This window comes from Brenneria alni (genome assembly GCF_003666245.1).
In the GTDB taxonomy this organism is placed as follows: domain Bacteria; phylum Pseudomonadota; class Gammaproteobacteria; order Enterobacterales; family Enterobacteriaceae; genus Brenneria; species Brenneria alni.
The window spans coordinates 16,577-28,917 of record NZ_MJLZ01000006.1 but is presented as its reverse complement, the minus strand read 5'-3'; the positions used below and the strand labels follow the sequence as shown (position 1 = coordinate 28,917).

13 protein-coding genes are annotated in these 12,341 nt (G+C 47.7%); 6 read left to right on the top strand and 7 right to left on the bottom strand.

From position 1 onward, the window contains the following. Positions 1-7: 7 nt before the first annotated feature. Positions 8-1,282 carry a YeaH/YhbH family protein gene (locus BIY29_RS04520; RefSeq protein WP_121574043.1) on the top strand — a complete coding sequence of 425 codons (1,275 nt, stop codon included), beginning with the start codon at positions 8-10 and terminating at the stop codon, positions 1,280-1,282. Positions 1,283-1,414: 132 nt separating this feature from the next. Here BIY29_RS04520 and BIY29_RS04515 read toward each other — a convergent pair whose 3' ends face one another. Then, positions 1,415-2,671, bottom strand: coding sequence for a D-amino acid dehydrogenase (locus tag BIY29_RS04515; protein WP_121573958.1), 1,257 nt, complete (start codon positions 2,669-2,671; stop codon positions 1,415-1,417). A 289-nt stretch (positions 2,672-2,960) separates the two neighbouring features. On the opposite strand from BIY29_RS04515, the gene BIY29_RS04510 reads away from it, so the two are divergent. Then, positions 2,961-4,499 (top strand): SpoVR family protein, encoded by a 1,539-nt coding sequence (locus BIY29_RS04510; protein WP_121573957.1) that lies wholly within the window; start codon positions 2,961-2,963, stop codon positions 4,497-4,499. Between the two features lie 76 nt (positions 4,500-4,575). On the opposite strand, the gene fadR is transcribed toward BIY29_RS04510, so the two are convergent. Beyond that, the gene (gene fadR, locus BIY29_RS04505; RefSeq protein WP_121573956.1) at positions 4,576-5,295 is read right to left on the bottom strand and encodes a fatty acid metabolism transcriptional regulator FadR; all 720 of its coding nucleotides are present in this window, start codon (positions 5,293-5,295) and stop codon (positions 4,576-4,578) included. A 468-nt stretch (positions 5,296-5,763) separates the two neighbouring features. Here fadR and dsbB point away from each other — a divergent pair, with 468 nt between their 5' ends. Beyond that, positions 5,764-6,294 (top strand): disulfide bond formation protein DsbB, encoded by a 531-nt coding sequence (gene dsbB / locus BIY29_RS04500; RefSeq protein WP_121573955.1) that lies wholly within the window; start codon positions 5,764-5,766, stop codon positions 6,292-6,294. 56 nt (positions 6,295-6,350) lie between these two features. Here dsbB and BIY29_RS04495 read toward each other — a convergent pair whose 3' ends face one another. The 4 genes from BIY29_RS04495 to BIY29_RS04480 form a co-directional block, all read right to left on the bottom strand. Then, positions 6,351-6,548, bottom strand: coding sequence for a DNA polymerase III subunit theta (locus BIY29_RS04495; protein WP_121573954.1), 198 nt, complete (start codon positions 6,546-6,548; stop codon positions 6,351-6,353). 87 nt (positions 6,549-6,635) lie between these two features. Continuing rightward, entirely contained in the window at positions 6,636-7,082 is a 447-nt protein-coding gene (locus BIY29_RS04490; protein ID WP_121573953.1) for a YcgN family cysteine cluster protein, read from the bottom strand. A gap of 101 nt (positions 7,083-7,183) precedes the next feature. Next, positions 7,184-7,840 (bottom strand): fumarylacetoacetate hydrolase family protein, encoded by a 657-nt coding sequence (locus BIY29_RS04485; protein WP_121573952.1) that lies wholly within the window; start codon positions 7,838-7,840, stop codon positions 7,184-7,186. A 492-nt stretch (positions 7,841-8,332) separates the two neighbouring features. Continuing rightward, a complete protein-coding gene (locus tag BIY29_RS04480) occupies positions 8,333-8,605 on the bottom strand; it encodes a YcgL domain-containing protein (RefSeq protein ID WP_121573951.1) in 273 nt (90 codons plus the stop codon). Between the two features lie 136 nt (positions 8,606-8,741). Here BIY29_RS04480 and minC point away from each other — a divergent pair, with 136 nt between their 5' ends. From minC to minE, 3 genes are read left to right on the top strand one after another with little or no spacing between them, the layout of a single operon-like run. Next, a complete protein-coding gene (minC, locus tag BIY29_RS04475) occupies positions 8,742-9,428 on the top strand; it encodes a septum site-determining protein MinC (protein ID WP_121573950.1) in 687 nt (228 codons plus the stop codon). Positions 9,429-9,450: 22 nt separating this feature from the next. Continuing rightward, a complete protein-coding gene (gene minD / locus BIY29_RS04470) occupies positions 9,451-10,263 on the top strand; it encodes a septum site-determining protein MinD (protein ID WP_121573949.1) in 813 nt (270 codons plus the stop codon). Positions 10,264-10,266: 3 nt separating this feature from the next. After that, positions 10,267-10,536: a cell division topological specificity factor MinE gene (minE, locus tag BIY29_RS04465; RefSeq protein ID WP_121573948.1), complete on the top strand. Its 270-nt coding sequence runs from the start codon at positions 10,267-10,269 to the stop codon at positions 10,534-10,536. 469 nt (positions 10,537-11,005) lie between these two features. Here the strand turns inward: minE and rnd are convergent, their stop codons facing one another. Next, positions 11,006-12,127: a ribonuclease D gene (gene rnd, locus BIY29_RS04460; protein WP_121573947.1), complete on the bottom strand. Its 1,122-nt coding sequence runs from the start codon at positions 12,125-12,127 to the stop codon at positions 11,006-11,008. Between the last annotated feature and the right edge of the window lie 214 nt (positions 12,128-12,341).

The following is a 12,341-nucleotide window of genomic DNA, read 5'->3' as shown; positions in this document are numbered from 1 at the left end:
GGGAAGCATGGCCTATTTCATTGATAGACGACTAAATGGCAAAAACAAAAGCATGGTTAACCGCCAGCGCTTTTTGCGCCGCTACAAGTCGCAAATAAAGCAGTCAATTTCCGAGGCCATTAACAAGCGTTCGGTGACCGATATCGAAAATGGGGAGTCTGTATCAATCCCCAATGGGGATATTAACGAACCCATGTTTCATCAGGGCCGGGGGGGGCGGCGCCATCGCGTTCATCCGGGGAACGACCACTTTGTACAAAACGATCGAATCGAGCGGCCGCAAGGAGGTGGCGGCAGCGGTGCCGGTGAAGGCGACGCCAGTAAAGATGGTGAAGGTCAGGATGAGTTCGTGTTTCAGATATCAAAAGATGAATATCTGGACTTGCTGTTTGAAGATCTAGCGCTGCCAAACCTGAAAAAAACGCAGCACCGGCAGCTTAATGAGTACAAGACACATCGTGCGGGCTATACCGCCAATGGCGTTCCCGCCAACATCAGCGTTGTACGCTCATTGCAAAATTCTCTGGCCCGCCGTATGGCAATGACTGCGGGTAAACGCAGAGAATTACACGTTTTGGAGGAAACGCTGGAACAGTTGGAGCACGCTGAACCCGTACAACTACTGGAAGAAGAGCGTTTGCGTCAGGAGATCGCGGATCTACGTCAAAAGATTGCCCGCGTGCCATTTATTGATACGTTTGACTTACGCTATAAAAACTATGAGCGCCGGGCCGAGCCATCCAGTCAGGCGGTTATGTTCTGCCTGATGGATGTTTCCGGCTCGATGGATCAAGCGACAAAAGATATGGCGAAACGCTTTTACATTCTGCTCTATCTGTTTCTTAGCAGAAGTTATAAAAACGTCGACGTCGTTTATATTCGACACCACACACAGGCTAAAGAGGTTGACGAGCAAGAGTTTTTCTATTCACAGGAAACGGGCGGCACCATTGTTTCCAGCGCATTAAAGCTCATGGAAGAAGTAGTGCGTGAACGTTATGACCCGTCACAATGGAATATCTATGCTGCACAGGCATCCGATGGCGATAACTGGGCCGACGATTCGCCGCTGTGTCACCAGATTCTGGCCAACCAACTGCTGCCTATGTTACGTTATTACAGTTACATCGAAATCACTCGGCGTTCACATCAAACGCTGTGGCGTGAATATGAAATGTTGAGAGATGAGTTTGACAATTTTGCCATGCAGCACATTCGTGATCCGGATGATATTTATCCAGTGTTCCGCGAACTTTTCCGTAAACAAACCGTCGGCCATTAACATAAATAAATCAGCCAGTTAATTACTTTTTGCTGGCTGATTTTATGCTGCCGTCGCCCTTTATTTTTTCACACCGCACACAGCCGCGCACCTTTAATAGTTAAACGGCTGCATTACACAGTTTCCTCAGCATTAAATCTTGGCGTAACGGAATACGGATAAATCGTCAACTTGAATATCCGGCGTTTTATTAGAAATAATATCGGCCAGCAGTTGACCTGCACCACAAGCCATCGTCCATCCTAATGTGCCATGCCCGGTATTCAGATACAGGTTTTTCAGCGGAGAGCGTCCCACTAACGGCGTACCATCGGGCGTCATAGGACGTAACCCGCTCCAGAATGTTGCCTGCTCAATAGGCCCTGAGTGGGGATAAAGATCGCGCACCACCATCTCAAGTGTTTCACGCCGTTTAGCATTCAGCGCAGTATCAAAACCGACAATCTCCGCCATCCCCCCCACGCGGATACGTTGATCAAAGCGCGTAATGGCGACTTTATATGTCTCATCCAGTACCGTGGAAACAGGCGCTGCGTCTTCATCTGTCAGCGGAATAGTCAGGGAATAGCCTTTAAGCGGATAAACCGGGATTGTGAACCAATTGCGCAGCAACCCCGTTGAATACGCGCCACAGGCCATGACATACGCATCCGCCGTCACCATTTCGCCATCACACTGCACGCCAGTAACCTGCTGGCCGTCCACCTGTAACTGGCGGACGGCCAGACCAAACTTGAATACCACGCCAGCATTTTCTGCCATTTTTGCCAGGTTACGGGTGAATAGCTGACAATCCCCCGTTTCATCATGCGGCAAACGCAAACCGCCAGTGAGTTTTTCCGTCACATTCGCCAGCGCAGGTTCGACGGAGGACAATTGCAGGTTATCCAGAAGTTGATATGGTACACCTGCCTCTTTTAATACGGTGATATCGTGGGCCGCGTTTTCATATTGTTGCGCGGTTCGGAACAATTGCAGCGTACCGCCCTGCCGACCTTCGTATTGGATGTTGGTCTTCTGACGCAGTGTCTGCAAACAATCCCGGCTGTATTCAGCCAGCCGAACCATGCGGGCTTTATTGATTTTGTAATGGCGGCTGTCGCAATTCAGCAGCATCTGCCATATCCAGCGTAATTGTTCAGCCGAAAAGTCCGGACGGATAGCCAATGGAGCATGGCGCTGAAATAGCCATTTAATGGCCTTCAGCGGTATACCCGGCGCCGCCCAGGGGGCGGAATAGCCTGGAGAAATTTGTCCGGCGTTCCCTGCGCTGGTTTCAAGCGAAGGCTCCGGCTGCCGGTCGATAACAATCACGTCATGCCCGGCCTGCGCCAGATACCAGGCGGTGCTTACGCCGATAACCCCACTTCCCAGAATTGCAACCCGCATCTTTATTTATCTCCCTCAACTCAAATAGTCTTACTTACCCTGTAATATGCTGGATAATTGGTTAAGCATCAGAATAAAAGGCTACTCTAGCATTCAGGTAAAATTTGTCATCAGGCACAGATATAGCTTTTATCTATTGTTCGTTATCGGTACAGGCGGCCTATTATACAGACTGACCCGGTGAATATTATCTGCCAACTTACCGTATTTACGTTACTTTTATCAGATTAAGCTACGATTAATAGTGTCTGTGCGATAGGGTGCAGACGATCATGTAAGGGGCGTGCTGATGGCTATTTCGACTGATAACCCGGTAAAAAAACCTAATCGCCTGGATGACGGGCCAGACTGGTCGTTTGAGCTATTGCAGGTCTATCTTGATGAAATAGATCGGGTAGCGAAACTTTATCGCCTGGACACCTATCCTCATCAAATTGAAGTGATTACGTCTGAACAAATGATGGACGCCTATTCCAGCATAGGTATGCCGATCAACTATTCTCACTGGTCATTCGGCAAAAAATTTATTGAAACCGAGCAACGTTACAAGCACGGCCAACAAGGGCTGGCTTACGAAATTGTTATCAACTCAGACCCTTGCATTGCTTATCTGATGGAAGAAAATACTCTGCCCATGCAAGCGCTGGTTATGGCCCATGCCTGCTATGGGCATAACTCTTTCTTCAAAGGCAATTATCTGTTTCGCAGTTGGACTGATGCCGGTTCAATTGTCGACTATCTGATTTTTGCCCGGCAGTATATTGCACAATGCGAAGAACGATATGGCGTAGAAGAGGTTGAACGACTGCTGGATTCATGTCACGCCCTGATGAACTATGGAGTGGATCGCTACAAACGTCCGCAGAAAATATCGTTGGAAGAGGAAAAATCCCGCCAGAAAAGCCGTGAGGCTTATCTGCAAAGTCAGGTCAACGATCTGTGGAAAACACTTCCCCGTCGTGAACAGGGCGTTTCCCCGGAACAAGCCCGGCGTTTCCCGCAAGAACCGCAGGAGAACCTGCTTTACTTTATGGAAAAAAATGCGCCGCTGCTGGAACCCTGGCAGCGTGAAATTTTACGTATTGTCCGTAAGGTCAGTCAGTATTTCTACCCGCAGAAACAGACCCAGGTAATGAATGAAGGATGGGCCACGTTCTGGCACTACACCATTCTTAATCATTTATATGATGAAGGACGGGTTTCCGAGCGTTTCATGCTGGAATTCCTGCATAGCCATACCAACGTCATTTACCAGCCACCGTACAACAGCCCCTACTACAGTGGAATCAACCCTTACGCGCTGGGATTTGCTATGTTTCAGGACATCAAGCGTATCTGTCAGGAACCCACAGAGGAAGACCGCTATTGGTTCCCGGATATCGCCGGTAAAGACTGGCTCGACACGCTTCATTTCGCCATGCAGAACTTTAAAGATGAAAGTTTTATCAGCCAGTTCCTGTCACCGAAGCTGATGCGTGATTTCCGGCTGTTTACCGTTCTCGATGACGATCACAATAACTATCTTGAAATCGCCGCGATTCACGATGAAGAAGGTTATCGCTTAATCCGGCAGGAGTTGTCCGCACAGTATAACCTGAGCCATCTTGAACCCAACATTCAAGTGTGGAATGTGGATTTGCGGGGTAATCGTTCACTGACGTTACGCTACATACCGCATAATCGTGCGCCGCTGGATAAGAGCAGTCATGAAGTGATGAAGCATGTTCATCGGTTATGGGGGTTTGAGGTATACATGGAGCAGGCGAACGAGGATGGCAGCATTGAGTTACTGGATCGGTGCCCACCACGTAACACGCCATCCACATAGCGCTCAAACAGCATCGGAAAGGTAAATGCCTTTGACGAAGGGTATTCAGATAACAGCATGAATACCCTTTTGCTTTTTAGCGACGGATTTCAGCAATATCGCGTGGAATAGTACTTTGCATACCATGCCAGATAGCGCCACTTTCTTTACCATAATGCCGGACTACGTCCATAACCTGCTCATATAGCCCATCATGACAAAGCGTTTCCAGACGACAATAGAAATCCAGCGCCAGCTTGCGGGCGTCAGGATTAGAAAAGTAGTAACGGCCAACACGAATATACAGCCCTTTCAACCCATTCAGGATCAGGCCATAAATCGGATTACCAGACGCAAACGCCAGCCCCCGGAATACGTTGTAATCAAGTTGAGCAAAAGAGTCTGCACTATCATCCACACACTCGGTTTGCTTTAATACTTCACGGGTCTTTTCCGGGTGTTGACGTAAAGCGGTACGGATAAAAATAGCCGCAATATTCGTCCGCACAGCCAGCAAATTATCGATGAGTTGCGGTACGCTGTCGTGATCGAGTCGCGCCAGCGTTTCCAGAATATTTAGCCCTGAGGTTTCCCAGAAGTTATTGATTTTCGTCGGTTTACCATGCTGAATTGTCAACCAGCCGTCACGCGCCAACCGCTGAAGCACTTCCCGCAACGTGGTACGTGTCACGCCTATCAGCTCGGAAAGCTCCCTTTCCGCTGGCAGAATCGACCCAGGAGGAAAGCGGTTATTCCATATACTCTCAATAATATATTCTTCCGCGAATCCAGCCGGACTTTGCGCCTTTATAACCATGAGTTTGATATTCCGTAGCGATATTTACCGATGAAAGCTCGGCTCATCATACCAGACGAACTAAACATGACATAGCCTGGCCGCCATACACAAAACAAATTCAATATAAAACTGTGACCACAAACAAAACCGTTCAAGTCGGCAACGGTATACTAGATAGTATAGTTCTGGCAGCTACACGATCATCATTATGTATAGTTAATGCTATGTAAATTGAGTCAGTAAAAACCATATTGGCGTTCGATAGTGTTGAATCATCGCTGAATAAAGAAGAGAATCAAATAAATATATTATACCCAATAGATTTTGGGTTGCGGGACAAAACGTTGTCGTTTTGAACAATGCAAAGCGTTGGCCTTCGCAACCAAAGGATGAAGGGATATTACGTTTTGCACACTGATATGGCAGTGGTGAGGCCGCTTCGGTTTACACTGCTGCTTCGATCATTTTAAGCATGGAATACTCGTTATGTTGCGATTTCTCAACCGTTGCTCACGTGGTCGCGGTGCCTGGCTGTTAATGGCATTGACAGCCTTGATTCTGGAATTGGTCGCGCTTTATTTTCAGCACGTGCTGCTGTTAAAGCCCTGCGTGCTTTGCATTTATCAGCGTAATGCTCTCTTCGGTGTAATGGGTGCGGGTTTGTTAGGCGCTATCGCGCCAGCCAGTCTGTTGCGTTATCCGGCGATTGCACTTTGGATATACAGTTCGTTTGAAGGACTGCGTCTGGCATGGAAGCATACGAACATACTGCTTCATCCCTCTCCCTTTAATACCTGCGACTTTTTTGTCAGTTTCCCTTCATGGTTGCCGCTGGATAAATGGCTCCCTGCGGTGTTCAATGCAACGGGTGACTGTTCGGAGCGTCAATGGCAGTTTCTGTCGCTGGAAATGCCGCAGTGGCTGGTGGGTATTTTCGCCGCCTATCTGTTGATTGCCGTGCTGGTTTTACTTGCCCAACCCTTCCGCCCTAAGCGCCGCGATCTGTTCAGCCGCTGACCCCCCCGGATATGGCAAAAAGCCCGGCTAAACATCACCGGGCTTTTTGCCAATCTTCATCGTTGCAATCCATAAATATCCCTGTAATGATCTAATCTTTCTTTAAAAAACTGTCTTTTCTCTTGTGGGATTTTTTCCGATATTTCGTCAGCATTAATATTTTTTTTCTGACTTTCCATAAAAGCAATCGTAGAAGCAGCGAAATCAGCATACTGATCGCTGTATCCAAGAATCATCTTTTCAAAATTAATCATCTGCTCCCCCTTTTTTGGCTATTATGGTTTTGAAAGTATATATCGCCTTTTAATTCTCATATGGGGAAGTCGTGCTAATGTTTATCGCTACCTGGCCCACTCGGGTTTGTTCAGGATATGGTCTTGCCAATCCACAACTTCGCTTTCCCGTACCGCAATATGCCGCACAGAAATACGCTCCCCGTGCATTGCCGTTTTAGAGCCAGTAATCAACGGATGCCATTGTGGTAACGCCTTTCTTTCATGGATCAGCCGGTAGGCACAGGTTGCCGGTAACCAGTTAAAGGTCAACAAATTTTCGCGGGTGAGCTTGACGCAGTCGGGTTCAAACTCAAAGCGACGGTTGTAGTTGCGGCATTGACAGCTCTTTATATTCAATTGATTACAGGCCACGTTGGTAAAGTAAATTTCCTCCGTATCCGCATCAATGAGTTTATTCAAACAGCACTGACCGCAACCATCACACAACGACTCCCATTCGTCGTCGGACATTTCAGCTAGTGTCTTTTGCTGCCAAAAAGGGCGCTCAGTCATGTTTCTCTTTCCGGTTAATCTGTTAGGCGCTCTGTATAGCGGGTTTAGCAGGCAGAGGCAAGTTTTGCTACCCGTTTACACAGCAGCGGGTAGCCGAACCTTTAGATAATGCGCGTGTTCAGGGTGCGGTCATTAATGGTGATTTTCAGCATATCACCCGACTGAATCGGCCCGACACCCTGCGGGGTTCCGGTCAGAATAATGTCACCCGCCCGCAGCGTAAAGAAGCGGCTCATATAGGCAATCAGCGGCAGAATGGGTGTAATCATGTCATGAGTATTACCCTGCTGGCGCACTTCATCGTTGACTTTAACACCCAGTTCAGTCTGCTGTGGATCGCCGAATTCCGATACCGGGATAAAACCAGAGATCGGGCAGGAACCATCAAATGCTTTCGCTTTTTCCCACGGTTGCCCCGCCTTTTTACATGCAGCCTGCAGGTCACGCAAGGTTAAATCCAGCGCAACGCCATAGCCGGCAATGGCACGGGCAACACGTTCTTCATTTGCCTGCATAAGCGGTATACCAATCAGCACGGCGAGTTCAACTTCATGATGAACCGAACCAAGATTTTTGGGAATAGCCACCGGCTGGCGCAAATCACATAGCGAAGTCTCTGGTTTCATAAATAAAACTGGCTCAGTTGGCGTCGCACTTCCCATTTCCTTAATATGTGCCGAGTAATTGCTGCCTACACACACCACTTTGTTTACCGGTAAATCAAGCAGCGCACCCTGCCAGTCTCTGTGTTGATACATGAAAATTCTCCTGCCCTGTCAGTTGGGTAAATATTACACTCATCGCGATGAGATCGTGTAAAAATGCCATCATGTAAAAAATACGTTCTACTCTTCTCTGCCATGCTATTTCAGCGGGTAAGCATTCAACAGAACGCCTCCCTTTCCTCATCCACCGCACTTGCCCGTCATCGAAGCAAGGATTGTTTTCCACTGAAGCAAACACACCTTCTACATCATTCCAGGTATCAATTCTGCCATCACCATCACCCTCTGCGCCATAACACCACGAGGAGGCGGGTGGGCTATACCGATTCACACACAGTATATACCCGTCATACTTCAAGCTGCATGTGCGTTGGCTTTGGTATAAAGCAAACATCAAAATTTATGTTACTGACAATAGTGAGTAAAGTGTTCGATGCAAACACGTAATTTCGCAAAGTCATATACCCTAAATAACCACCCACTGGATATTACGACTAAGGCATTATCCGAAAATAAACATTGGTATTATTTTTTTACATTTCCCCAAAGCGTTGTTAATAAATTTTCCGGCGGTGGCGGAACCTGTAGATAAAATCCCTGTTCTTCGAGCGCTTGTTTAACTTTTTCAATATCTGCACTGGCCAATTTTTTGCTGCCATCCAGCGGCAATAACATGGCTAAATGCGGTGTACCGAAACTTTTCATCAATTCTTCCGGCACCCGGGAAAAATCGTCTTTTTTTTCGACATAAAGATAGGTTTGATCGCGTTTGGAACTTCGGTAGATCACACAAAACATTTTTTTTACTCTATTTAATGAGAATGGCGTCTTGCCTGTATATAATTGTGACTATAACATGCTTAAAGCGCTCTGGAATATCATGCCTTAAATGTTACTCTGGGGATTAAAAGATGCTGAAACTGAGCCAGGATAGATGTCACAAACGCCAATTGAACTAAAAGGCAGCAGCTTTACCTTATCGGTTGTTCATTTGCATGATTCCCAACCCGAGGTAATTTATCAGGCATTACAGGATAAGATTGAGCAAGCGCCCGCCTTTCTGAAAAATGCCCCCGTTGTCATTAATGTTGCAGCGTTGTCTGCAGAAACCGACTGGATAAAATTACAACAGGCTATTTCATCAACCGGACTGCATGTCGTCGGCATCAGTGGATGCAAAGACGAACAGTTGAAACAGGTCATTACGCAGGCGGGGTTGCCCTTGCTGAGTGAAGGAAAAGAGCAGCGCCAGGCGTCCGCGCCTGTCGTCGCGGTTCCTTCTGCGGTGAAGACCAAAGTCATCAGCGCCCCCATTCGTTCCGGCCAGCAAATCTATGCCCGGAACTGCGATCTGATTGTAACAAGTAGCGTCAGCGCAGGTGCGGAAGTGATCGCGGACGGTAATATTCATATTTACGGCATGATGCGAGGCCGTGCCCTGGCAGGCGTTTCTGGTGATGTTCAAAGCCAGATATTTTGCACGCATCTGGCCGCAGAACTGGTGTCGATCGCAGGCCGTTATTGGCTTAGTGATCAGATACCGCCTTCATTTTCCGGCCAGGCCGCAAGGATTAACCTAAACCTGCTGGATAACGTATTAAACATACAACCTCTAGACTAAGCCCTTTGACAAGGAAACATTTATGGCACGCATCATTGTTGTTACATCGGGTAAAGGGGGCGTTGGCAAGACTACTTCAAGCGCGGCCATTGCTACCGGTTTAGCCCAAAAAGGAAAAAAGACGGTTGTCATCGACTTTGACATCGGTCTGCGTAACCTCGACCTGATCATGGGGTGTGAGCGGCGTGTGGTTTACGATTTTGTTAATGTTATTCAAGGTGATGCCACATTAAATCAGGCGCTGATTAAAGATAAACGGACAGAAAATCTGTACATTCTTCCCGCGTCTCAGACGCGGGATAAAGATGCGCTCACCCGTGAAGGCGTCGAAAAAGTACTTGATGACTTGGGCGAGATGGGCTTTGACTTCATCGTCTGCGATTCGCCTGCCGGTATCGAAACCGGTGCGTTGATGGCGCTCTACTTCGCCGATGAAGCAATTATCACCACTAACCCGGAAGTTTCTTCCGTGCGTGACTCCGACCGTATTTTGGGCATTTTGTCCTCTAAATCGCGTCGTGCCGAACGCTCAGAAGATCCGATTAAAGAACACCTGCTGTTAACCCGTTATAACCCAGGCAGAGTGAGTCGCGGTGATATGTTGAGCATGGAAGATGTGCTTGAAATCCTCAGGATCCCACTTTTGGGCGTGATTCCTGAAGATCAGTCCGTACTGCGTGCGTCCAACCAGGGCGAACCGGTCATTTTGGATCCGGAAGCCGATGCAGGCAAGGCCTATTCAGATACCGTCGATCGTCTGTTAGGTGAAGAGCGGCCTTTCCGCTTCGTTGAAGAAGAGAAGAAAAGTTTCCTTAAACGCCTTTTTGGGGGATAAATTATGGCATTACTCGACTTCTTTCTGTCCCGCAAAAAAACGACAGCCAATATTGCCAAGGAACGGCTGCAAATTATTGTCGCGGAGCGACGCCGGGGAGATAGCGAACCCCATTATCTGCCGCAATTAAAACGGGATATTCTTGAGGTCATCTGTAGATATGTACAGATAGACCCGGAAATGGTGACTGTTCAGTTAGAGCAAAAAGGAGATGATATTTCCGTACTTGAGCTGAATGTAACATTACCGGAAACGGAAGAAACACCTAAATGATTTTTCCGGCATAATACGCCCTGCTTATTTGCAGGGCGTATTGTATAACTGAAATACACGATTTAAATATCCTCGTCATACTTCAAGTTGCATGTGCGTTGGCTTTGCTACTCGGCCCATCCGTGGCCTCGCCCCTTCGGGGCTGCTGTGAACAGCGTTCGAATCTGCACCAGGCAGATTTGTCAGTCACCCGAATCACTTACTTGAGTAAGCTCATCGGGATTAATGAGAGACATCCTGTCTCTCACCAAAGGTCAGCCGTTGGCTGGTCAAATTCGTTCCCGACTAATTTGTCCTTCTCTTGCCGCCTTCCTGCAACTTGAATTATTTAGAGTATAGAAGATATCTGTAGTGAAAATGCTTTCCGTTTATTTCGGAGATATCCGAAATAAACGTTTTTATCCCACCTAAAAATGCATCTTTGCTTTACTGAATGTGCAAGATGATTAATTTATTTAGCGTACCGTGACTAATACTCCTGCAAAATTACCCGTAGCTCATCACCATATAAATTATTACGCCAGCCAGACAATATTTCCGGTGCAGAATCCTGTCCGGTTAATTTCCAGTGCCAGTTAAGTACCCTGTTAATCTGACGCCGTGATGCCAGCAGTTCGGCGGACAACCCGCTACGTTCGCTTACCCCCTGCACCATCGCTTTAATATCTTTAAATGCCTTTTTATAGCCGGGATAGTCGATAAGGTTAATTACCGGAGGCGGACAGTCCGCATCGGTCACGCCGTTAGTCTGTTCAACTAATGCCAGCATGGTTTTGCCGTGATAACGAATTTCCGGGCCGCTCAATCCCAGCGAATTCAGTTCACCCAAAGACTCAGGTAAAAAACGCGCCACCTGCCATAGATTCTCTTCACGCACGACAAAATTCACCGCGCTGTCGCGCTCACGCGCTTTACGCAAACGCCATTCAGCGAGCCGCTGAAGACAAGCCAGATTCCGTCCACGTAACTGCCAGGCATTACCAATTTCACGGTAAGCCAACTCAGGCGCCAATATTTCCTGCTTACGCTTGCACAGCAAACGGCATTCATCCAGTGCGGCGGCCATCCACCCGGCGGCTTGCGTTTCCTCTACCAGTTTCATGGCCATCGGCAACAGATAGAACACGTCAGCGGCAGCGTAATCACACTGTTTTTCACTCAATGGACGGGCAATCCAGTCAGTACGCGACTCACTTTTATCCAGCGAGACATCCCTATATTCGGCAACTAACGCCGCAAAGCCATATGAAAGCGGCTTACCTAAAAAAGCGGCCAGAATTTGGGTATCGATAAACGGTTCGGGCGATATGCCAAACGCATTAAGAAAAACTTCCAGATCTTCGCTGCCGGCATGAAGAAATTTGATGACTTGCTCGTCACGCAGCAGTTGCTGAAAAGCAGACCAGTCGGTAATGGTTAAGGGATCGATTAGTGAAAGCTGTTCGCCATCATAGAGTTGAATCAGCCCTAGTTGCGGGTAGTAAGTACGTGTTCTGACGAACTCGGTATCCAGCGCAACCTGCTTATATTGGCGCGCATGTGTGCAAACCTGTTTTAACCCGGAGTTGGTGGTGATCAACTGATAATTCAAAACATCATTCTCTTGATAGCTTATACCCCAGGATATTCAAAGCAGCCCGGCGGCCCGAAGGGCAAAACCCTGGGAGGAGCCGGGTAACAAAGCCAACACCGCTGCAATTTGAAAGATGAAAGGTATATTGATAATAAAAAGTAACGCCGCATAGACCGGCATTCAGCAACGTAACAATGACCGCAACCTCATGATATCGCGTCCTGCGCGTTTC